The sequence below is a fragment of the Dehalococcoidia bacterium genome (genome assembly GCA_035310145.1).
Taxonomy (GTDB): Bacteria; Chloroflexota; Dehalococcoidia; order CAUJGQ01; family CAUJGQ01; genus CALFMN01.
Window position 1 is genome coordinate 71,481 of the sequence record DATGEL010000039.1, and the last position, 20,283, is coordinate 91,763.

A 20,283-nucleotide genomic window follows, 5' to 3' on the forward strand; every position below is an offset into this window, starting at 1 on the left:
GACGGGGGGCACAGGTTCGCTGGCCGACGGTACGGACGGCACCCGGACCTCTCCCGTCAGCAGCTGACGCCGGCGTGACCGCTTACTGACTACTACCTGACTACGGCGTGACCGCTCGCGCCGGCTCGGCGGCCCTAGCGTGCAGGTAGGCCGCGTGGGGACCTCGGTCCCACCCATGATACACGCGGTCGTGACGCGTCGGAGGACAACCATGGCGACGTACACGGGAACCCGGAAGCAGAACCCTCGACGGCACGTGGCGCTGGCGATCGGTGCCGCGCTGGCGCTCGGCCTGGTGGCCGGTTTAGGGAGTTGGCAGGTGGGGTTGCGGGCACACCGCAGCCGGACCACCGCCCGGCCGCAGGTGCAGGCACGGGGAAGCGGTGCAACACCGCCCAGTGTCGCCGCCAGCGGCAGTACTACTGGCCCGGCGGTTTCAGCTGGCGTGCGCCCCACGGCCCAGGCGCCGCAGTTCATCCTGGTCGACACGACGGACCGCGCCCAGCAGGTGCAGGCGGAGCTCGACGCGGCCGAGGCCATCCGCCTGCCGGTGGGTCTCCCGCCATTCGCGGCCACGATCGTGCCGGTCGACGCGGGCACAGCCAACACCCTCGCGCAGGCAGTCGCGGACCTCAACGCCGTCCGGCACTCACTCGGCTTGCCCGACGTGCAGATCGTCGACCTGCGCTCCGATTCGACTATGACTGCATCGCCAGCCCCCAACGGAATTGCCGCCGCTGCGACGGAAGCCCAGCGGGCGCTCGCGGACGAGAATCAACTCCGTGCCAGTCTCGACCTGACCGCGTTGCCCACCCCTGAGTAGCGCCCAGCGACAGCACTTGGCCGCTGCGGAACACATTGCGTGGCGTTGCGGCAGACCTGCTCGGCCCGGCTGCGCCTCAGGAGCCAGCCGCGGGAGCCGTCGTTGATCACGCGGTGTGGCTCTCCCGCAGTCTCGGTGATGTGCACTGGCCGTGTTATCTCTTCACGTCTGGACAGCGCTCGTGCCCCAGCGAAATGGCTCCAGGTCATCGAACGTGCGAAAGATCAAGGTTGATGTTGCGCAGTGTCTCAGAACAGCTGTAGAGGGAATCGCCCATGAACGCGCCACGCCCTTCGGTTGCCCGAGCACGTGCCCAGCGTCTGTGCTGGGCCGCGTGCCGGCGCCTCGCGGAGTTCACCGGTTTCCTGCTCGCGGTCGAACTGATGCCGCTCGACGGCCGTACTGGTGCCCCGGCCGTCCGCGCACAGAATGACCTCTCAGCCAACGCTACGATCTTGGCCACGGGGCTCCCAGAGTCGGTAGCGCTTGCAGGCCGTCGCCCACTTGCCACCGGCGGGCGGCATGGAGCGCCACGAGGCGTGTGCCGGATGACCCAGACGATGCCGCCCAGCACCGGGCGATGGTCGTGCCGGGAGCGTCCCACCAGCAGACGCCGCGGAGGCGGCAGCGCGCAGACCGCCTCCCAATCCGCCACCGTCAGTTCCCCGGCCTGCGGCGCCGTCGGTTCCATAGCAAGTGGCGCCGGCACGTCGGCGGCGCTGGGCAGCGGGCGAGCGCGTCGTTGGGCGCGGCGGGCAGTTTGGCAGCGGGCGGCCACGGCTTGATGCCCGCGCCACCAGAACGACCAGCCGAAATGGAAGGCGCGGCGTTCCTCAGGTTGGGTCAGCGCCGGCTGCTGCAGGCGCACCTCTGCCACTGATGTTTCACAACCCGTCACCACGTAGCCCACGCCTGGAGTTCTGAAACACTCCCAGAAGTGTTCAAAAGCGAAGCCTTTTCGCCCTCTGCTCTGCATGCCAAAGTACAGGCCCGCAAGCGAGCCATTTGCGGACGCTCCTCTTGACGAGACATACAGTGGCGAGCGTGAGCCAGCATCCTTCCCCCTGGCTGGTGAACCGTGGGTCGGGTAGCGGCCGACATGCCGACGGCGGCAGGGGCTGCCCGTGATGGCGCGCCGTGGCGAATCGGCTCCGATCGCCACGGTCCGCTGAGGGGCCGACGCGAACGAGTAGACCGAGCCAGCACGCTACCGCTTATGCCCGGCCTCGAAGAGGGCGTGCTCAAGCTGCGCGCGAAGCGCAACGGCCGCAACGGCACGACGTAAACGCGCCGCCGCGCTCCCAGAAACACAGCGAGGCCGGCATGTTTGTGCCGGCCTCGCTGTGTTTCGACGTGCGCACGGAACTTGCACTCGCGCTAAACAGTTCGTATCGTGCGCTCAGACCGCCCCGCCGCGATAGACTGCCGGTTTCAAGACTCGCATCTCGGCTGCAGCGCACGCGTGACGCCGCTCCGGCGCGCCGGTTTTGAACCGCGGCTTCAGGAGGGTGCGATGGCACGTCTCACTCGCTGGTTGCGTCTCTCTGCTTGGCCACTGTGGCCGCTGCTGGCGCTGCTGGCCGTCCTGGGCTTCGGCCTGGCCGGGCGCGACTGGCCCGCCGCGGCGCAGGGCGGCAATCCGGCCGTGCCGCCCGAGGTCGCCGCCCACCTCGACCAGTGGCCGCAGGCGAACAAAGACCTCGCCAACACCCGCGCCCAGACCGACGGCGGCATCACCTCGCAGAACGTGAGCCAGCTCGGCGTCGCCTAGACGTTCGACGTGCCGGGTAAGGGCATCTTCGGCGCCGCCGCTACCAACCCGCTGATCGACGGCAACACCGTCTTCTTTCAGGATCTGAAGAGCAACGTCTTCGCCATCGACCTCGCCAGCGGCCAGGTCAAGTGGCAGCAGATGTATGACGCCGACTCGATCGGTCCGAACGGCCCGGCGATCGGCTACGGCAAAGTCTTCGTGGCGAAAGACGCCTTCACGATCGCAGCACTCGACGAGAACACCGGCGCCGAGATCTGGTCCACGAAGGTCTCGCCCGCCCCGGGCACCGGCGTCGATATTCAACTGCTGGCCTACGACAATATGGTGCTGGGCAGCACCGTGCCGGGCAGCGGCGTCAGCAGCTTCTACCAGGGCGGCAACACCGGCGCGATCTTCGCCCTGGACCAGGCGACGGGCGCGGTCAAGTGGCAGTTCAACACCGTCGATACCGCCGACATCTGGGGCAACGCGCAGGTGAACAGCGGCGGCGGCGCCTGGTATCCCCCGGCGATCGACCCCGACACCGGCATGACCTTCTGGGGCATCGGCAACCCGGCGCCCTTCCCCGGCACGGCGGACTTCCCCGGCGGCAGCAGCCGCCCCGGCAACAACCTCTACACCGATTCGGTCGTCGCGCTCGACCACGCCAGCGGCACGCTGAGCTGGTATCAGCAGATCCTGCCGCACGACCTTTATGACCATGATTTTCAGTCGTCGCCCGTCCTCGCCACGGTGACCATCGGCGGTGCGGCGCAGAAGCTCGCGATCGGCAGCGGCAAGGCCGGCTACGTCGTGGCGCTGGACGAGGCGACGGGCAAGGTGCTCTGGAACACCGCCGTGGGCAAGCACCAGAACGACCGCGTGCAGAGCATCCCCGACGGGCTGACGATGGAGGTCTACCCCGGCATTTTCGGTGGCGTGGAGACGGCGCTGGCCTATGCCGACGGCGTCGTCTACGTGCCCGTCGTCAATCTCTCGGCGTTCTTCACCAACAGCAGCGTGGATCAGAAAACCGCCAGCGACGTGACGCGCAGCAGCGGCGAGCTGGTGGCGATCGACGCGGCCACCGGCATCGTGCTCTGGGATCACCAGTTGCCCAAAGCCAACTTTGGCAGCGCCACCGTCGTCAACGACCTGGTCTTCACATCGACGGTCGACGGCAAGGTCTACGCGCTGGATCGGACCACGGGCGCTGAGGTCTGGACCTGGCAGGCGCCCGCGGGGATCAACGGCGCGCCCGCCGTGGCCGGCGACATGATCGTGTTGCCCGCCGGCGTCGGGGCGAACCCCGTGCTCGTCGCCCTGAAGCTGGGCGCCGCGGGCGGCGCCGCGCCGGCCGCGACTCCTGCGCCGGCCGCCAGTCCGACTCCCGCCGCGAATCCGTCGCCGGCCGCCGGCGCCGCGGGTACCGTATTGACGATCTCGTCGCTCAACGACTCGACCTTCGACACAGACACACTGACGGCGCCGGCCGACACCTCGGTCACCGTGGAATATCTGAACGACACGGCGATCCCGCACAACATCCACATCTACTACGGACCGGACGACAGCGCACCCACGCTGGCACAGACCGACGTGGTGACCGGTCCCGGCAACACGCAGTCGGTGACGTTCACGACACCGGGGCCGGGGCAGTACTTCTTCCGCTGCGACGTGCACCCGCTGCAGATGGTCGGCACGCTGGTGGTAACCGGCGGCGGGGGACCGTAGCGGCGCGGGCTCCCATCCCCCGGTTCATCCCTTGGCCCCCAATGCTAGGGGAAGGGGAGTCTCCTGCTTCGTCTGGGAGTAAGCTCCCCTCTCCCAGGATTGGGAGAGGGGCCGGGGGTGAGGGCCGAGAGGCCGGGGCAGGCTTAGCCCGCGTCGTGCAGCAGCAGCTCGGCGGCGCGCCGGCCGAGCGCGAGGCTGTAGTTCTGGCCGCGGTCCTGCGGGTAGACATGGGCCATCGTGGCGAGGTAGACGCCGGGCAGCGGCGTGCGCAGCGGCGGCAGGCGGCGCAGATAGCCGCCGGTCACGATCGGCTGGGCAAAGGGCGCGTGAAACAGCCAGCGCTGCCGCACCCAGGCGGGATCGAAGGACGGGTTCAACCGGCGGATCGCGGGCAGGAACTCCTCGAACAGTCCGGCTTCGTCCTCGCGCAGCAGCGGATGCTCGGGCGGCAGATAATTGCCGAGATAGACCAGGTGCCGGCCGCCGTAGTCCGCGGCGGGCATGAAGTTGGTGTGCTCGACCAGCACCAGGAACGGGTAGCCCGGATCGCCGACCGAGATCCAGTAAGAGTCGGAGAGCCGGCGATCGAGCGCCAGGATCAGCACCTGCGCATCGTAAAAGTCGGGGCCGGGGTAGCGCCGTGCCCAGCTCTCCGGCAGCCCCTCGGCCATGCGCTCGAACACGCGTTGCGGCGCCGTGACGATCAGCCGCTCGAACGCGTAGGCGCCGGCGTTCGTCTCGACCTGCACCCCACCGTCGTGGCTGCAGATGCGGGTCGCCGCCGTGTCGAGCACGATCTCGCCGCTCAGCGCCCGCACGCGTTCGCCCAGCGCATCGTAGAGCTGCTGAAAGCCGCCGCGCAGATAACCCAGCGCCAGCGAGCGTTCGTGAAAGCGGCTCCAGAGCCAGCCCATCGCGATCTCGTTGGCGCGGCCGCCGAACTTGCCCTCCAGGATCGGCTCGATCAGCGCCGCGTAGGCCCGCGGCCCGGCCACGCGCCGGCTCCAGCCCGCCGCGGTCTTGCCAGCAAACGGCCGCTCGCCCGGCGTGAGTTTGAGCGCGGCCAGCATCAGGCCGAAGCGCAGGCGGTCGGCGATCGGAATCGCGTCGAAGCGCAGAATGCCGCCGAGCGACATCGGGTAAACGCGGCCGTTGCGCAGGCTCGCCGTCACCGGCTGCTTCCATTCCAGCCGATCGCCGAGGCCGAGCTGTTGAATCATGCGGATGATCGTGCGGTCGGTGCGGAAGATATGGTGATAGAACTTCTCCAGCGTCGCGGCCGAGTCGGCGCCGGGGCGGAAGCCGGCGGCCAGACCGCCCAGCTCCGCCTCGCGTTCGATCACGACGACGCGCCGGCCCGCCTCCGCCAGCCGCAGCGCCGCGCCCAGGCCCAGCGCGCCGCCGCCGATGACGCCGATCGCCCGCTGCCCGCCGGCCATGCATGAACCCCTGCGCGGACGCCCTCACGGGCGCGCCGGCCCTCCCAGTGTAGAGGGGGATCCCCACTTGCCGCAGCCCGACGCCGGCAAGCACGGCCGCTTGCGAAGGCGTCGGCAACGGCGTGAAGGAGCGCGCCACGGCTACCACGTGTTCACCGCCTCGGCTACGCTTGCTGCGGCCGGCAAAACGGCGAATCGGTGCTGAGGCGGGAGGTGGTGGCAGGGCGATGATCGTGATCATCCGCACCGACGCGGGCGAGGAGCAGATCCGCCGAATCATCGCGCAGGCCGAGGCGCTGGGCCTCTCGCATCATCTTTCGCGCGGGGCCGAACGCGCCGTGCTGATCCTCGGCGGCGGCGACCCGGGCGCGATCGAGCAGGCGTTCGCCCCGCTGCCCGGCGTCGAGCGGGTCGTGCCGCTCACGCGGCCGTATCGCCTTGCCGGCCGCGAGGTGCACCCGGCCGACACGCTGGTGCAGGCCGGCGGCGTGCTGATCGGCGGCGCCCAGCCGGTCCTGATCGCCGGCACGGCCTCGCCCCAGGCCGATACGGCGGCGGTGGCGCTGGCCGCGGCGCTGCGCGACGCCGGCGCCCAGGTGATGCGCACCGGCGTCTACCGGCCGGTTTCGGCCATGTTCGGCACGCCGCAGGTCGATGCGGCCGCCCTGCAACGGCTCGACGGCATTCGCCGCGAGACGGGGCTGGCCGTGGCCTGCGAGGTGCTGGCGGCGGACGACGTGCCCGCCATTGCGCGGCATGCCGATCTGCTGATCGTCGGCGCCGAGCAGATGCACGCGCGGCCGCTGCTGCAGACCTGCGGCTGGAGCAACCGGCCGGTGATCCTCACCCGCGGCGAGTCGGCCCAGATCCAGGAGTGGCTGCAGGCTGCCGACCAACTGCTCGCGGGCGGCAACCGCCAGGTGCTGCTCTGTGAACAGGGCATCCGCACCTACGAGACGGCCACGAGCCACACGCTCGACCTCAGCGCGGTGCCGCTGATCCGGCGCGTCTCGCACCTGCCGGTGCTGGTCGATCCGGGCCAGGGCAGCGGCCAGCGCCAGCTCGTCGAGCCGCTGGCGCTCGCCGCCGTGGCCGCCGGCGCCCACGGCCTGCTGATCGACGTGCGACACCCCCAGGCCCACGCCGGCGGCGGCGAAGCGGCGATCGATCTGGCCGCCTTCAAAGCCCTCGCCGCCCGGCTGCACGCGCTCGTGGCCGCGCTCTGAGTCGGAGCCACCGAGGGGAGCGGAGAGAATGGCGATCTACGACCTTCTGATTCGCGGCGGCCGGATCTACGACGGCAGCGGCAACCCCTGGCAGCGCGCCGACGTGGCGATCGCGGGCGACACGCTGCGCCTGCTGCGCGGCGACACGTCGCGGGTTGCAGCGAAGCGCACGATCGACGCACGCGGCCGCATCGTTTGTCCCGGCTTCATCGACATGCACGCCCACAGCGGCAACGTGATCCTCAGCCAGCCGCGCCACGAGCCGAAAGTGCGCCAGGGCATCACCACCGAGCTGATCGGCGTGGACGGCAACTCCTACGCGCCGATCCTGCGGGGCGAGGACCTGGCGCAGTTCATCACGCTCAACGCCGGCCTCGACGGGCGGCCGCCGGACGGCCTGCGCGCCCGCTCCGTGGGCGAATACCTCGAAAACTTCGACGGCAAGGTCGCGGTCAACGTCTGCTACGTGATGGGTAACTCGCCGCTGCGCATCTCGGCGATGGGCTGGGACGACCGCGCGCCGACGAGCGGCGAGCTGGCGGCGCAGCGCCGGCTGATCCGCCAGGGCATGGAGGAGGGCGCCTTCGGCATCTCCACCGGGCTGACCTATCCGCCCGGCAGCTACGCCAGCACCGAGGAGCTGGTCGAACTCTCGAAAGAGGCGGACGCGCTGGGCGGCATCTACGTCACGCACGTGCGCTTCGGCCTGGGCGACCGTCATGTGGACCCGATCAGCGAGGCGCTGGCGATCGGCGACCGCAGCGGCATTCCCGTGCACATCTCGCACTTCAACTCCGGCTGGCCCTTCTCCGGCGCCTGGCGCAAGCTGCTGGACCTCGTGGACGCGCGCGCCGCGCAGGGGCAGCAGGTGACGGCCGATGTCTATCCCTACATCTATTCCAGCACGCGGCTGGTGAGCCTGCTGCCCGAGTGGACACACGACGGCGGCGTGCCGAAGCTGCTGGAGCGGATGAGCGACGAGGCGGCGCGGCAGAAGATGGCGGCCGACCCCAACTTCCAGCGGCTGCGGCTGCACAACTACCTGACGGCCAACTTCAGCCGGCCGCAGCACCGCCGCTTCGAGGGCTGGACGCTGCCGCAGATCGCCGAAGCGCTGGGCAAGAGCCTGATCGACACGATCTGTGACCTGCTGCTCGACGAAGAGCTGAACCTGGTGCAGATCGGCACCTTCGGCAACCCGGTCAACGTGCGCAAGTTCCTGGAGCACCCCAGCACGATGCTCGGCAGCGACGCCCTGTTGATCGGGGAAAAGGTCAGCCCGCGCACCTACGGCGCCGCGCCGACGATGCTGGGCGACCTGGTGCGCGAAGAGGGCATTTTGAGCATGGCCGACTGCATCCGCAAGCTGACCTCGCTGCCGGCGCAGACGCTGGGCCTGCGCGACCGCGGCCTGCTCAAAGACGGCTTCAAGGCCGATCTCGTCGTCTTCGACCCGGAGACGGTGCGCTCGCCCGCCACGATCGAGCAACCGAAGCAGTTCCCGATCGGCATCGACTGCGTGATCGTCAACGGACGCGTCGTCGTGGACGGCGGCGAGCACACCGGCGCCCTACCCGGTCGGGCGCTGCGGCGGCACTGAACCTATGCGCCGGCGCCGTGAGCCGGCAGGCGCCGCGCCACCACGCGGCTGAAGCCGAGCAACTCGCCGCCGTCGGCCTCCAGCAAGGCGGTCTCCCGCGCCGAGCCGCGGCCAGCGAGGGCGCAGGCGCGGTTCCAGGTGAGCCAATCCTCCCAGCCTTGCGGCAGCCAGTCGGCGCGCTCGACCGCGACGGCGAGGCTCTTCTGCCAGTGCCGGCGCCACCAGGCGGGGCTGTGGAAGGTGCTGAAGTCCGCCTCCCAGTACGCCGCGAGCTTCGGCGGCGGCAGGCGCGGCAGCTCCCGCCGGATTCCGGGCACGACGATGCCGAACCGCCCACCCTCCCGCAGGAAGCGCAGGCAGTAGGGCAAGTAGAGGTCGGCCGTGCCGAAGTAGTGGTAGGCGTCCATGCTCACGATCGCGTCGAAGAAGCCCTCGGCGAAGGGCAGCGCGTGCGCCTCGGCATAGATCGGAAAGACGCGGTCTTCCAGCCCGGCCTCGCGCAGGCGCGCCCAGTTCTCGGACGGCTTAATCCAGAGGTCGGCCGCCCAGACCTGCACGCCGAGCTCGCGGGCCAGGAAGATCGAGGAGAGCGCCTTGCCGCAGCCGAGGTCGAGCACGCGCATGCCCGGCGCCAGCGGCAGCGCCTGGCACAGCGCCTCCGTCAGCCAGAGCACGTTCGGCCCCATCAAGTTGTCGATTTGCCAGCGCGGATCGTACGCGGCGGCGCGCGGGTAACGGCCCAGCGTGAGCGCCGTGCGCAGCGCCTCGTCCTCGGCGGACGCGGGATCGACCGGCATACACCGCTCCTGCAGGCTGCTGGCCGCCGCCACCATATGTCGCGGGATGACGGCCGGCAAGTGTCGGCGCCCGACCGGCTCGTGGCCGGCGGGTGGTGCGGATTCAGTCTAAGATCGGCTGCGATACCATAACATGTAGCCAGCGGCGATCCCGCGCCTTTGCTACGATGGACACGCATCCGATCCGGTGCGGCTCCGTCTGCCGTTCGCGATCGAGCGATGCTCTGCGCCGGACGTGCGGCGCCGGAGCGAGTGCCGATGAGAACCTGGTCCGATGGTCGTCCGCGCGGCCGTGCACGCCTGAGGGCGGCCGTTTTGGCGCGGCACAGCAGCCGATTGGACGGCGATGAAACTCCTTGAGGGCGGCAAGGGGCGGACGGGTTGCGGGGCGCATGTTGGGCAGTTTCCTTACACCGCGCGGCCGGGCCGGCGGAAACCCGGCCGGAGATCCTTGACAGTCCGCGGCCGATCGAAGAACATATGATCTGTTATAGGGTCACAGCGCGGCCGGGAGAGCGGAGGGCGCGAACGTGGCGGATGCAATCGTCCGCGGGGCAGTCGGGAAGGAGAGGCAGACGCCGCGAGCCGCCGTCGGCGGCGCGATCGCGGCCGGTGAGCGCCGCGCGGAGGAGCGCTGGAGCAGGTTGAACGCCACGCTCGCCTGGCTCGGTTTCGGACCCTATCCGCAGCCGTACGGCCTGTACACGGCCGGCGCCCCCGGACGGGCGCGGGCCGCAAGCAAGGCGATGAGGAGACGCTGAGATGGCGAACCCGGTCGTGCACTTCGAGATCATCGGCAAGGATGCGGGCAAAGCACGGCAGTTTTACTCCAGCCTGTTTGGCTGGGCGATCGACGCGAACAACCCGATGAACTACGGCATCGTGGACAACGGCGGCCAGGGGATCAACGGCGGCATCGCCGGCGCCGAGAATGGCGACCAGCCGCACACGATGTTCTATGTCGCCGTTCCCGATCTGCAGGCAACGCTCGACCAGGCGACCAGCCTGGGCGGCAAAGTGCTGATGCCCGTGACCGAGATTCCCAACACGGTCACGCTCGCCGTGTTCCAGGACCCGGACGGCAACGCGATCGGCCTGATCAAGGACGGCATGTAAACCACCGCCGCGGGCATCGCTCCCGCGGCCCGTCGCTTCGTGCGGCCCCGCGGCCGGCTCTCAGCGAGCCTTCGCGGGGCCGCTGGTTTTGTGCACCGCGCGTGGTCGCCGGGGCCGCGGACCCGGCAGACGTGAGCGAGTTCACTGCGGCGGACGGCGGGAGCGACTACTGTTGCGCCGCGTGGCGTCGGCGGGCGCGCGGAACAATCCCCCGCCGGCCGCGCCGCGAGCACGCCCCGCCGGGATGCGACGATGACCGCACCCGTAGCTGTTACACCGGCGCGGCGGCTCTGGATCTACACCAATTTTGACTGCAACCTGCAGTGCAGCTACTGCGTCGCCCGCTCCAGCCCGCGGGCCGAACGCCGCGTTTTGGCGCCGCACGTCTATCGCCGGCTGATCGACGAGGCGGTGTTAACCGGCGTGCGCGAGGTCTTGCTCACCGGCGGCGAGCCGTTCCTGCTGCCCGACATCGCCGAGCGCCTGAACTACGCCGCCGACCGCCTGCCGACGACGGTGCTCTCCAACGCCATGCTCTACCACGGCCGCCGGCTGGAGTCGCTGCAGCAGATCTCGCGCGAGGTCACGGTGCAGGTCAGCCTCGACGGCGGCGAGGCCGCGACGCACGATGACTACCGCGGCGCCGGCTCGTGGCAGAAGACCGTCGCCGGCATCCGCACCTTGCGGGAACTCGGCTTCACCGTCGTGATCGGCAGCACCGAGACGCCGGCCAACCGCGACTGCCTCGACGATCTGCGCGCCTTCGTCACCGCGCTCGGCATTCCGCGGGAGCGGCACTTCCTGCGGCCGCTGGCGAAGCGCGGCTTCTCTCGCGAGGGGCTTGAGCTGAGCGCGGCGGATTTGGAGCCGGAGCTGACCGTGAGCCAGGACGGCGTCTTCTGGCATCCGCTGGCGCTGGACGAAGACATGCTGCTGACGCGGCGGATCTTCCCGCTGGCGGCGGCCTGGGAGCTGCTGGCCTGCCGCTGGCAGCAGGTGCTGGCGGCGGGCGCCCTGCCGCGCCCGTTCAAGTGAGGCTAGCGCCACGGCCCCCGTGCGGGGCCAGCGAGGCGCGGGCGGCGTGGAGCGAAGGAGCAGTTGACAAATGACCAGTAGCACGAGTGTGCGGGCCTTTGTGCTGATCGAAGCCGACCAGACGCGGGTGGAGGAGCTGCGCGACACGCTGCCGCAGATCGAGCTCGACGGCTCGCGGGTCACCTCCGTCGCCATCGTGAGCGGGCCGTACGATCTGATTGCGACGGTGGAGAGCCGCGACCTAGCGCAGCTCGGCCGCTGAGTCTCGCTGGGAATAGCGGCCGCCGGCGGCGTCCGACGCACCACCACCTGTCTGATCTTCGACTGAGCGCACGTGCCGGATGGGCCGGCCGCCGCTGCGGCCGGGCCCTGTTGCGCTCGGCCGCGCCGCCGAGGAGGAGCCGGCCATGCCGTCCAGCGACGTAATCGCGATTCCCGGCCCGGCGGCAGGCGCCGGCGACGCCGCGCTGCGTACGACCCTGCTGCGTTGGGGACTGCTGATCCTGCGCGTGCTGTTCGGCCTCGTCTTCTTGAGCAACGGCCTGAGCAAGCTGTTCGGCCTCGAACACCTGCACCCGCTGCCCGGATTTCTCATCGATTACAACGGCGCGAAGGGCATCATCCAGGCGAACGTGCAGCACCACCCGATCGAGCCGTACAAGCGGCTCGTGCTCGATGTGCTGGTGCCGCACTGGGGGCTGTTCGGCCATCTCGTCGGCCTGGGCGAGTTCGCGGTGGGCCTGGGCCTGGTGCTGGGCGCCTTCACGCCGGCGCTGGCGATCGCCGGCTGCTTGATGACGGCGCACATCTGGTTCTCGCGCTGGGGCCAGGGCGACGCCGATTTCGTCTGGGACTACTGGACCGAGTTCATCCCCTGCCTGGCGCTGGCGCTGAGCAGCGCCGGCCGCTTCTACGGCCTCGACCGCCTGCTGGCCGCGCGCTTCCCCGCCCTGCGCCGCTGGCCGCTGACATAGCCGCCACCCCTCACTTCCGCGTCCGCTCCGTTGCCGTGCTCAGCCAGCGGCAGAGACTTCGACCGGCGCGGGCGCCGGCTCGGGCGCGGCGCCTTGCAGCAGCGTGCCGGCGCCGTCGCGCATCGCCCGCAGCACGGCGGCGGCATCGCGCAGTTGCGTCTCACCGATCGTGCCGAGCAGTTCGGCCGCCAGTGCGCGGATCGAGGGCGCCGAGTCGGCGATCGCCTGCCGCCCGGCATCGCTGACCGAGACGAAGACCTGCCGGCGGTCGCTGAGCGAGCGTTCGCGTTCCACCAGGCCCTGCTGCACCAGCCGCTCTACGAGCTGCGAGGCGCTGTTGCGCTCCAGCCCCATCGCCCGCGCGACCTCGCCCACCGTCAGCGGCTGGCGTGCGGCGATCGCCTGCAACGCCTGCACCTGGTCGGGCGAGCTGCGCGCCGCGGAAAGCCGCCGCTCCGCCACGCGCCGCACCTGCGTCCCCACCTGCATCAGCAGCCACCACAGCTCCTCTGCCGGTGTTTGCTGCTCCTCGTCCCTCATGCGCGCCTCCGCACCGAACGCCCGGTCGACCGGCGCGGCCGCTCCGGTATGGGTCATTTGTAATCTAGCCAAACCTTACGGTACAGCGTGTAAGGGGAGCTAACAAGCACCCTCACGAACCTTTCGGTGCGGCCCCCATCCCCCGACCCGTGCCTCTTGCCCCCAATTCCAGGGGAAGGGGAGATCTTGATACGGATGATTGAGGTTGAAAACGCGACCACGTAGAAGCTCCCCTCGCCCAGGATTGGGAGAGGGGTATGTGAGGTGTGTGAGGTGTGTGAGGTGTGTGAGGTGTGTGAAATGACGTGAGGGCCGCACACCCCGCTCAAATGCCGATCGCCGGACCGAGGCCGAGCAGCGTGCGCGACAGCTCCAGCTCGCCCAGGTGAGTGAAGCCGTGCGTCATGCACACCTGGCCCAGGGCGCGAATCGCCGGCATCTCGCCCAACGGCTTCACCAGTTTCGGCTGGCTGAACGTCGCCTCATCGGGGTTGGCCAGGTAGGCATCCGTGCTGGCCCAGACCTCGCGCCGGTACTGCGCGAAGCCGTCGAAGTCCGCGATGCGCAGTGCCTGCGCCTCGGCCGTCGCCATGCCGGTGCCCTGCACGCGCTCGGGCAGGCCCAGGCGCGCCGCCCAGCCGCCGTCCATCCACACCGTGGGCCGGCCCTGCAGGATGAACTGCACGATATTGTCCTCCGTACGCGCGTAGTGCCAGAGCTCGAAGGCGATCGTGTTCGCCGTGCCGGCGCCGGCCGGCACCATGTGCCACTGTGCCGGCGAGAGATCGGCCACGCCACGCTCCAGCAGCCCGTGCAGCCGAGTCAGCTCCGCCTGAATGAACTCCACGAGGGTCATGGCGCACTCCCTTCCGTCGGGGCCGCGCGCGGCGGCCCCGAACCAGCCGGCTATATAGGGGACGCGCCGGGTGCCGGGCGCGACGCTTTCCACCGTAGCATGGCGCTGCGGCCGGGGCGGCGTTTTCGCGGGCGACGGAACAACACGCCATAACCACGGGCCGCGGGGCGGCGCCGGCGGGGTACGGTGGCGGGAAGGAGCCGGAATCGTTCCCCGGCGAACGGTGGCACGGCGCGAAACATGGATGTTACACATTTCCCGGACCTGCATATGAAAAGGCGAGGAAACGCGAGGAAACGGGAGCGAATTATGTCCGTTGCGCCGCAGGCGCGCGGGCATGCTGCCCTCGCTCCGGCTCCGCCGGCCTCCGGCTGGATTATGAAAGGTCGCGCCCTTGGGACGTGCCTGTACAATGACCGAGGTTTGCCCGTCGCCGTTTCGTAACGCGCTGCAAAGCGCGGCGGCACACTGCCGTTGCCGTGCAGCAGAGGAGGACGAGAGCATTAACGGTATGCTCGCGCCCCGGCGCACCACCCGGTCTTCGCCACCTCTGCGCCGGCACACCACCGCCCCGAAGACTGCTCCCGCGGCCGGGCTTACCCCGCCGGCGGCGGGGCGCAAAACGGCCGGCTTGCTCGCGGTCGCTGCACTGCTCGTCTTTTCCGCCTTCCGCGCCGGCGCCGTCGCGGCGGACACCGTCACCTCTCCCACCGGCACGGTCAACTCCTCCGATGGTCTCAACCTTCGCTCCGGCCCCGGCCAGAGTTACGACGTGCTGGCCGTGATGCCGAACGGCGCCACGGTGATCATCACCGGCAACCCTACTTCGGATAACTGGCTGCCGGTGCAGTACAACGGCCAGATCGGCTGGGCCGATGGTGTGTACGTCACGCTGAACTCGCCCACGCCGCCCCAGGCCGGCGGCAACGGTTCGCCCGGTGTGGCGGCCGCCGCCCCGCCGGCGCCGCCCGCGCCCCCCGGCGCTCCCTCTGCGGCCAGTGCAGCGTCCGGCGGCACGGCCACGGTGCTGCCGCCGGATGGCCTCAACCTGCGCTCCGGGCCGGACACGTCGTACGGCGTGCTCTCGGTGATTCCCGGCGGCGCGAGCGTGACGATCACCGGCGCCCCGAACAACCAGTGGTATCCCGTCAGCGTCAACGGCCAGAGCGGCTGGGTAGATGGCGCGTTTCTCTCCAACAACGGCGGCGCCGCGCTGGTGACGGCCAACGCCGTGAGCAGCACGGCCGGCGCCTCCGTCTCCACCTCGGCCGGCAGCGGCGCCACGCACGACGGCGGTACGGCCACGCCCAGCCCCTCCCCAACCACGGCGCCCGCGGCCGCCAGCCCGCCGGGCAAGCTCGCCTGGCCCACCAACTCGCGCCGCATCAGCACCGTCTTCAGCCCCTCGCACCTCGGCGTGGACATCGACGAGTTCCCCGCCGGCGGCAACCCGGTCGGCGCCTCTGCGCCCGGCACGGTGACCTTTGCCGGCGGCGACGCTTGCTGCAGTTACGGCCTGCACGTGATCGTGGACCACGGCAACGGCATGGAGACGCTGTACGCACACATGTCCAGCCTGGCGGTGAAGGTCGGCGACGTGGTGAAGCAGGGGCAGAAGCTGGGCATCAGCGGCTGCACCGGCCGCTGCACCGGGCCGCACGTGCACTTCGAGGTGCACGTGAACGGCAAGCCGGTGGACCCGCTGCAGTACCTGCCGCCGCCCTGGACGATCGAGTAGGTCCGCGGCATTCCAGCAGACGCGAAGAGCCCGCCTGGCGGTGCAGCCAGGCGGGCTCTTCGCCGGCGTCTGCTCGCCGGGCTTCCCGGGATCCGGCGCCGGCGTGGTGCGCCAGGTTCCCCGCAGCGGCGGTCGCCGGCGCCGCGCTAGTTCGGCACTTCGCGGCTGACCACCGGGCAGTTGACGATGAAGCCGCTGGCGCGGAAGGGCGTGCCGGCGGGGAAGCCGGTGACCTTGCCCTGCTGCACGAGCTGCAGCACATCGTCGAAGTCCGTCTGGCGCAGGTTCTGGCCCGCGTCCACCACGGCCTGCGTCCATGTCGTCAGGTGGATGTCCCACAGCGGGCTGTAGTCCACCTGGCCGGTCGTGAGGAAGCTCTGCTCCGGCACCTCGTGCAGGATGTTGAGGGGGGCCTTGCTGGACGGCAGACCATCGAGCAGAGCGGCGTTGATCCCCTGCAGCTCGGGGCTGTTGCGGTCGGTGATGCCGTTGGTGAAGGCGACCAGGCCTTCGCGCGCGGAGCTGCTGTCGTCCTCGTTGCCCAGCGCGGGGGCGGCGTTCAGGTTCGGCGCGTAGGTCACGTCCTCGATCGCGGCGGCGCCCGCGTCGGAGGAGTCGAACGAGGCGTAGTGCACGGGCGTACGGTCGTAGAAGCCGGTGGTCTCGACGTAGGTGACGGTCCTCGCGTCCAGGTCCATGCGGATCACCTTATCCGCGCGGCCGCTATCGTTGGCGATCTGCGGCGCGTTGATCACCGTGCCGTCGGGCAACTGGATCAACGGACTGTAGCCCGCCTCGCCCACGGCGCCTGGCTGCGCCTGCGCCGGCGGGAAGCCGGCGGGGCCGGGCTGGATCACGTGCTGCGGGCTGAAGTCGACCGTGGCCGGGAAGTCGATGTTGCCGACGAAGCCCTGCACGCTCGCCAGCTGCACGGCGGCCGTGCCCTTCGCGTTGGCGAGCTTGGGCACATAGTTCACGCCTAAAAGCGCGGCCACGCCGCGGTCCGAGGCGTCCGTGATCACGTAGTACACGGTCTTGCCGTGGCTGCTGCCCGTGTGCAGCGGGTAGGTGACTTCGGTGAAGTCGTGGTTCTCATGGGCGCTGGTGACGAAGAGCAGGTGGTGGGTGTCGCGGTCCTTGGCCGCGGCCGGCGCGGCGCCGGCCACGATCGCGGCCGCGGCCAGGCCGATCAGCAGGGGCGCTTTCCTGGGAAACGTCGTAGGAAACCGCATGGGGAACCTCCGCTGGGAACGTGGTGGGGCTGTGGGAAGCATGCTGCGGATGCGGCGCCTGCATCTGCAGGTTCAGTCGGCGGCCGCGGCCGGGCGTTACGGCGGCGCCGGCGGGAGTGTGACCGGATTCACGCCGCGACCGGCAGGGCGCCCTTGACAAACATACAGACTGTTTGTATTCTCAACTTGCCACGTGGATGGCTGTACGGCTCCCAGGGTTCGCCGGCGAAACCGCTCTCTTCCCCCAACAACCGAAGGAGCAGCGTCATGACCACGCAAACCGATTTCCGCGGCGAGCTCATCGCCCGGCTGGAGGCCGAGCAGGCCGCCTTGCAGGCCGTGCTGGCAGGGATCCCCGAGGAGCGCATGGGCGAGACCGTGCTGGGCGAGTGGTCGCTGGGCGATGTGATCACGCACATCACCACCTGGTACGAGCTGGCCGCGCGCGACGGCGGGCGCGCCGTGCGCGGACGCACCCCGTCGCTGGCGAGCTTCCAGCACGAGCAGATCGATGCCTGGAACGCGGCGATGATGTTCGGCCGGCACGCCTTCCCGCCGGCGCAGGTCCTGGCCGAGTTGGACGAAAGCTGGCTTGGGTTCCGCGCCGCGCTGGACGCGGTGCCGGATGCCGTGTTCGCTGAGGGCGCGCTCGGACGGCAGCTCTGCGAGACGCTGGTGGAACACACGCGCGACCACACGGCGGCGATCGGCGCCTGGCGGCAGGCGCGGGCCGTCTGAGTCACGCGCCGCACGCCGCGCCACCGCACCTGAGCAAGGAGGCGGCAATGCACGAGCTTGCACATCTCGCCTGGCGCAGCTATCCGGCGACGGGGCTGATGGCGTGGGGGCTGTGGTTCGTGCTGCGCGGCGTGCGGCGCTGCCGCGCAGCCTGGCCGCGGCCGGCATCCGGCCTGATGCAGCCGCTTGGCTGGATGCGCGGCTTCCGCCTCACAGTGGTCGGCCTGGCGCTGGCGGGCGTGGGCGCCGCCTGGCTCTGGCAGATTGGCTGGCTGCTGGCCGTGGCGCTGATCGTCGGTTTCGGCGAAACGCTCGAATCTTCGCTCGACATCGACGCCTTTTCGAGGGAACAGGGGACGGGTGACAGGTGACTGGTTACAGGTGACAGGAGGGTCTGCTCACGATCCCCACGGTCACCTGTCACCTGTGCACTTGCCCCCTGTCACCTGACCCCTACACGACGCCGGAGCTGCCGCCGTCGAAGTTGATGGCGACGCCGGTGATGTAGGCGGCGCGCGCCGAGCAGAGAAAGGCGATCAGCGCCCCGACCTCGCTCGCCTCGGCGACGCGGCCCAGGGGCACGTTCTCGCCCAGCCGTGCCCAGGCCTGGTCCAGCGGCAGGTCGGGGAAGCTGGCCACGGCGCGGCGCTCGAGCTGGGCGCTCTTCACCAGGCCGATGCAGACCGTGTTGACCAGGATCTGGTCCCTCGCCAACTCTTTGGAGAGCGCCTTGGTGAGGGCGATGCCCGCGGCGCGGCTGACGCTGGTGGGCAGCGAGCGGGCGCCCGGCTGCTTGGCGCCGATGTTGGTGATGTTGACGATGCGCCCGCCGCCCGCTTCGCGCATCTGCGGCACGATCAAGCGCGTGGTGCGGATGGCGGCCATCAGCTTCAGGTCGAGGTCCGCGTACCAGTCCTCGTCGCCCACGCTTTCAAACGGGCCGGCGGCCGAGGTGCCGGCGTTGTTGACCAGTCGCGTGATCGGCCCGAACGTCTCGCGTACCGTCTCGACGCAGCGGGCAAGCTCCTCCGGCTTGCGCACGTCGGCCGGCACGGCGAGCACGTCTCCGCCGCCGGCCGTGCGCACCTCGGCGGCCGCCGCTTCGAGCACGTCGGCGCGGCGGGCGCAGATCGCCACACGGGCGCCCTCGCGCGCCAGTTCAGCCGCCGCCGCCTTGCCGATGCCTTCACTGCCGCCGGTGACGAGCGCAACCGTGTCGCGCAGCCCCAGTTCCATCCGCGTACCTCCGCTGAGACATGGGTGCAAAACCGGCGTTCATGTGCCATCGCGCACCGGCAAGCGGGAACCCGAGCCGGTTTTGCACCCATCTGTAAGGAAATAAAGACCAGGGAACAGTATGGCCGGGATGGGCGGCTTATGTCAGGCAGTCGTGTTGCCAGAATAGAACGTACGTGCTATTTTGAGCCGCAGCAGGAGGCTCGCGGCGAGGCGCGAGCGTGTGCACGTGTGCACATGGGCAATGGAGGGATGCGCGATGACGGGCGAGGCGCTGATCGGCGATCCCATTCAGGCGGGCTGCGCGGCCGGGCGCCGCGCCCGCGCGGAAGACGGTGCGGCGGGGCTGGAGCCGGCCGGCGAGGCGCTGTTGCTGATGCGCGCGGCCCTGGCCTGCACGGCGTTGGTCGGGGCCTTGCCCGGCCCGCCGCAGCACGACCCCGCCATCGCCCGCGAGCGCTTCGTCTGGGGCTTCGTGCTCGGCTACGGCGAGGGAACGGGGAACGAGGGCATAGGGGGAGGAAGGACCGGCGTTCGTCGGCGCCCGCGGCGCCTGGCACAACCGCCTGCCGTACGTCGTGCTGGGGCGGCCGGGCGCCACACGCCGGGTGTGCGGACGCGCATGCGCCGAACGGACTTGCGCGTCCCCTCACTCTCTGTCACGTGTCACCTGTCACCTGTCACCTCTCCCCTGTTCCCTCGGTGACCAGCCTGCGCACGGCGCGCTGCTTCTTCTGCGAGACGCCGCCGCTCGGCCAGTACGTGCTGACCAGCGACGCGCCGGTCTCGCTGGCGGCGCGGCGCGGCGGCGACACGCGCACACGCCTAAGGTGACCAACGGCTTCCGGGCCGAGGCGTGGGCGGCCGGCTATGCCGCGCTACGCACCGTGGCCGAGACGGCCCGTCGGCGCGGGCAGAGCGTGTTCGCGGCGCTGCTGGTCGGTGCCGGTGCACCACTGCCGCTCATCACCTCACCCCTGTCTGCCGGAGTGCCAGGTCGCGGTAGCTGAGCAATTACGAACGCTCCGCTACCCAAGGGATTTCCAGGCTTGGATGCGGTTGGCCACATGACGTGGGAACAAATTTCAGAAGAGGCTCAAAGGAACGAACCAGGATTCAAGGAGTTGAAGAAACTGCTCGGCGACAAAAGGTTCGGCAAATGAGCGAAGCATACGCATATCAGCACCTGCTCGACTTCTTGTCCGAGCTTGATAAGCGCAACCTAAGAGCCTAACCCGTTAGACCACTCCCGCCTGCTTGAAGGCGGTGAAGGCGCAGGCCAGGTGCAGCATCGCGGTGTAGTTCTCGGCTTTCTTCTCCCAGCGCACGAGGATGCGGCGGAAGCGGTTCATCCAGCTATGCGTGCGCTCCACCGGCCAGCGGCGCGCCCGGTAGCCGGGAAGCTTCTGGAGCAGCGTGCGCTCGGCATCTCTTGGCATAATGTGC

The 20,283-nt window shown here is 70.0% G+C and carries 21 protein-coding genes; 14 read left to right on the forward strand and 7 right to left on the reverse strand.

The genetic code is table 11. The features are described 5' to 3' along the window. Positions 1-211: 211 nt before the first annotated feature. The 3 genes from VKV26_07370 to VKV26_07380 all read left to right on the forward strand — a co-directional run bounded on the left by VKV26_07370 (position 212) and on the right by VKV26_07380 (position 4,310). Positions 212-823 (forward strand): hypothetical protein, encoded by a 612-nt coding sequence (locus VKV26_07370; GenBank protein HLZ69714.1) that lies wholly within the window; start codon positions 212-214, stop codon positions 821-823. A gap of 1,513 nt (positions 824-2,336) precedes the next feature. Then, on the forward strand, positions 2,337-2,594 hold the full coding sequence (locus tag VKV26_07375; GenBank protein ID HLZ69715.1) for a hypothetical protein: 258 nt from the start codon (positions 2,337-2,339) through the stop codon (positions 2,592-2,594). Between the two features lie 9 nt (positions 2,595-2,603). After that, a complete protein-coding gene (locus tag VKV26_07380) occupies positions 2,604-4,310 on the forward strand; it encodes a PQQ-binding-like beta-propeller repeat protein (GenBank protein HLZ69716.1) in 1,707 nt (568 codons plus the stop codon). Positions 4,311-4,453: 143 nt separating this feature from the next. Here VKV26_07380 and VKV26_07385 read toward each other — a convergent pair whose 3' ends face one another. Beyond that, positions 4,454-5,749 carry an NAD(P)/FAD-dependent oxidoreductase gene (locus VKV26_07385; protein HLZ69717.1) on the reverse strand — a complete coding sequence of 432 codons (1,296 nt, stop codon included), beginning with the start codon at positions 5,747-5,749 and terminating at the stop codon, positions 4,454-4,456. A gap of 227 nt (positions 5,750-5,976) precedes the next feature. Between VKV26_07385 and VKV26_07390 the strand changes: the two genes are divergently transcribed. Both VKV26_07390 and VKV26_07395 read left to right on the forward strand, forming a co-directional pair. Beyond that, complete coding sequence (locus tag VKV26_07390; protein HLZ69718.1) at positions 5,977-6,975, forward strand: 3-deoxy-7-phosphoheptulonate synthase; 999 nt, start codon at positions 5,977-5,979, stop codon at positions 6,973-6,975. Positions 6,976-7,003: 28 nt separating this feature from the next. Beyond that, positions 7,004-8,575, forward strand: a complete 1,572-nt coding sequence (locus VKV26_07395) for a D-aminoacylase (protein HLZ69719.1) — start codon at positions 7,004-7,006, stop codon at positions 8,573-8,575. Positions 8,576-8,577: 2 nt separating this feature from the next. Here the strand turns inward: VKV26_07395 and VKV26_07400 are convergent, their stop codons facing one another. Continuing rightward, positions 8,578-9,372: a methyltransferase domain-containing protein gene (locus tag VKV26_07400; protein ID HLZ69720.1), complete on the reverse strand. Its 795-nt coding sequence runs from the start codon at positions 9,370-9,372 to the stop codon at positions 8,578-8,580. Positions 9,373-10,134: 762 nt separating this feature from the next. Here VKV26_07400 and VKV26_07405 point away from each other — a divergent pair. From VKV26_07405 to VKV26_07420, 4 genes are all read left to right on the forward strand, one after another. Then, complete coding sequence (locus tag VKV26_07405; protein HLZ69721.1) at positions 10,135-10,488, forward strand: VOC family protein; 354 nt, start codon at positions 10,135-10,137, stop codon at positions 10,486-10,488. 252 nt (positions 10,489-10,740) lie between these two features. After that, on the forward strand, positions 10,741-11,523 hold the full coding sequence (locus VKV26_07410; GenBank protein HLZ69722.1) for a radical SAM protein: 783 nt from the start codon (positions 10,741-10,743) through the stop codon (positions 11,521-11,523). 70 nt (positions 11,524-11,593) lie between these two features. Beyond that, entirely contained in the window at positions 11,594-11,785 is a 192-nt protein-coding gene (locus VKV26_07415) for a hypothetical protein (protein ID HLZ69723.1), read from the forward strand. 145 nt (positions 11,786-11,930) lie between these two features. After that, positions 11,931-12,497, forward strand: coding sequence for a DoxX family protein (locus tag VKV26_07420; GenBank protein HLZ69724.1), 567 nt, complete (start codon positions 11,931-11,933; stop codon positions 12,495-12,497). Positions 12,498-12,536: 39 nt separating this feature from the next. Here the strand turns inward: VKV26_07420 and VKV26_07425 are convergent, their stop codons facing one another. Both VKV26_07425 and VKV26_07430 read right to left on the reverse strand, forming a co-directional pair. Further along, positions 12,537-13,037, reverse strand: a complete 501-nt coding sequence (locus tag VKV26_07425) for a MarR family transcriptional regulator (GenBank protein HLZ69725.1) — start codon at positions 13,035-13,037, stop codon at positions 12,537-12,539. 325 nt (positions 13,038-13,362) lie between these two features. After that, positions 13,363-13,893, reverse strand: a complete 531-nt coding sequence (locus VKV26_07430) for a DinB family protein (GenBank protein ID HLZ69726.1) — start codon at positions 13,891-13,893, stop codon at positions 13,363-13,365. Positions 13,894-14,524: 631 nt separating this feature from the next. Between VKV26_07430 and VKV26_07435 the strand changes: the two genes are divergently transcribed. Beyond that, positions 14,525-15,631 (forward strand): SH3 domain-containing protein, encoded by a 1,107-nt coding sequence (locus VKV26_07435; protein HLZ69727.1) that lies wholly within the window; start codon positions 14,525-14,527, stop codon positions 15,629-15,631. Between the two features lie 146 nt (positions 15,632-15,777). Here VKV26_07435 and VKV26_07440 read toward each other — a convergent pair whose 3' ends face one another. Continuing rightward, positions 15,778-16,863, reverse strand: a complete 1,086-nt coding sequence (locus VKV26_07440; GenBank protein ID HLZ69728.1) for a hypothetical protein — start codon at positions 16,861-16,863, stop codon at positions 15,778-15,780. Between the two features lie 267 nt (positions 16,864-17,130). Between VKV26_07440 and VKV26_07445 the strand changes: the two genes are divergently transcribed. Both VKV26_07445 and VKV26_07450 read left to right on the forward strand, forming a co-directional pair. Beyond that, entirely contained in the window at positions 17,131-17,601 is a 471-nt protein-coding gene (locus VKV26_07445; protein ID HLZ69729.1) for a maleylpyruvate isomerase N-terminal domain-containing protein, read from the forward strand. Positions 17,602-17,648: 47 nt separating this feature from the next. Then, positions 17,649-17,972 (forward strand): hypothetical protein, encoded by a 324-nt coding sequence (locus VKV26_07450; GenBank protein HLZ69730.1) that lies wholly within the window; start codon positions 17,649-17,651, stop codon positions 17,970-17,972. An 82-nt stretch (positions 17,973-18,054) separates the two neighbouring features. Here VKV26_07450 and VKV26_07455 read toward each other — a convergent pair whose 3' ends face one another. After that, positions 18,055-18,837, reverse strand: coding sequence for an SDR family oxidoreductase (locus tag VKV26_07455; GenBank protein HLZ69731.1), 783 nt, complete (start codon positions 18,835-18,837; stop codon positions 18,055-18,057). Between the two features lie 259 nt (positions 18,838-19,096). On the opposite strand from VKV26_07455, the gene VKV26_07460 reads away from it, so the two are divergent. Next, a complete protein-coding gene (locus VKV26_07460) occupies positions 19,097-19,543 on the forward strand; it encodes a hypothetical protein (protein ID HLZ69732.1) in 447 nt (148 codons plus the stop codon). After that, positions 19,540-19,671, forward strand: a complete 132-nt coding sequence (locus VKV26_07465) for a hypothetical protein (GenBank protein HLZ69733.1) — start codon at positions 19,540-19,542, stop codon at positions 19,669-19,671. Before VKV26_07460 ends, VKV26_07465 begins: the two co-directional genes overlap by 4 nt. Positions 19,672-20,075: 404 nt before the next feature. Here the strand turns inward: VKV26_07465 and VKV26_07470 are convergent. Next, positions 20,076-20,283: transposase (locus VKV26_07470; GenBank protein ID HLZ69734.1), on the reverse strand; the 208-nt coding region annotated here is incomplete at its 5' end.

Bases quoted from the DNA above. Each gene is read 5' to 3' on its own strand.
- VKV26_07370 (HLZ69714.1), top strand. From the start codon at position 212: ATGGCGACGTACACGGGAACCCGGAAGCAGAACCCTCGACGGCACGTG.
- VKV26_07375 (HLZ69715.1), top strand. From the start codon at position 2,337: ATGGCACGTCTCACTCGCTGGTTGCGTCTCTCTGCTTGGCCACTGTGG.
- VKV26_07385 (HLZ69717.1), bottom strand. From the start codon at position 5,749: ATGGCCGGCGGGCAGCGGGCGATCGGCGTCATCGGCGGCGGCGCGCTG.
- VKV26_07390 (HLZ69718.1), top strand. From the start codon at position 5,977: ATGATCGTGATCATCCGCACCGACGCGGGCGAGGAGCAGATCCGCCGA.
- VKV26_07395 (HLZ69719.1), top strand. From the start codon at position 7,004: ATGGCGATCTACGACCTTCTGATTCGCGGCGGCCGGATCTACGACGGC.
- VKV26_07400 (HLZ69720.1), bottom strand. From the start codon at position 9,372: ATGCCGGTCGATCCCGCGTCCGCCGAGGACGAGGCGCTGCGCACGGCG.
- VKV26_07405 (HLZ69721.1), top strand. From the start codon at position 10,135: ATGGCGAACCCGGTCGTGCACTTCGAGATCATCGGCAAGGATGCGGGC.
- VKV26_07410 (HLZ69722.1), top strand. From the start codon at position 10,741: ATGACCGCACCCGTAGCTGTTACACCGGCGCGGCGGCTCTGGATCTAC.
- VKV26_07415 (HLZ69723.1), top strand. From the start codon at position 11,594: ATGACCAGTAGCACGAGTGTGCGGGCCTTTGTGCTGATCGAAGCCGAC.
- VKV26_07420 (HLZ69724.1), top strand. From the start codon at position 11,931: ATGCCGTCCAGCGACGTAATCGCGATTCCCGGCCCGGCGGCAGGCGCC.
- VKV26_07425 (HLZ69725.1), bottom strand. From the start codon at position 13,037: ATGAGGGACGAGGAGCAGCAAACACCGGCAGAGGAGCTGTGGTGGCTG.
- VKV26_07430 (HLZ69726.1), bottom strand. From the start codon at position 13,893: ATGACCCTCGTGGAGTTCATTCAGGCGGAGCTGACTCGGCTGCACGGG.
- VKV26_07440 (HLZ69728.1), bottom strand. From the start codon at position 16,863: ATGCGGTTTCCTACGACGTTTCCCAGGAAAGCGCCCCTGCTGATCGGC.
- VKV26_07445 (HLZ69729.1), top strand. From the start codon at position 17,131: ATGACCACGCAAACCGATTTCCGCGGCGAGCTCATCGCCCGGCTGGAG.
- VKV26_07450 (HLZ69730.1), top strand. From the start codon at position 17,649: ATGCACGAGCTTGCACATCTCGCCTGGCGCAGCTATCCGGCGACGGGG.
- VKV26_07455 (HLZ69731.1), bottom strand. From the start codon at position 18,837: ATGGAACTGGGGCTGCGCGACACGGTTGCGCTCGTCACCGGCGGCAGT.
- VKV26_07460 (HLZ69732.1), top strand. From the start codon at position 19,097: ATGACGGGCGAGGCGCTGATCGGCGATCCCATTCAGGCGGGCTGCGCG.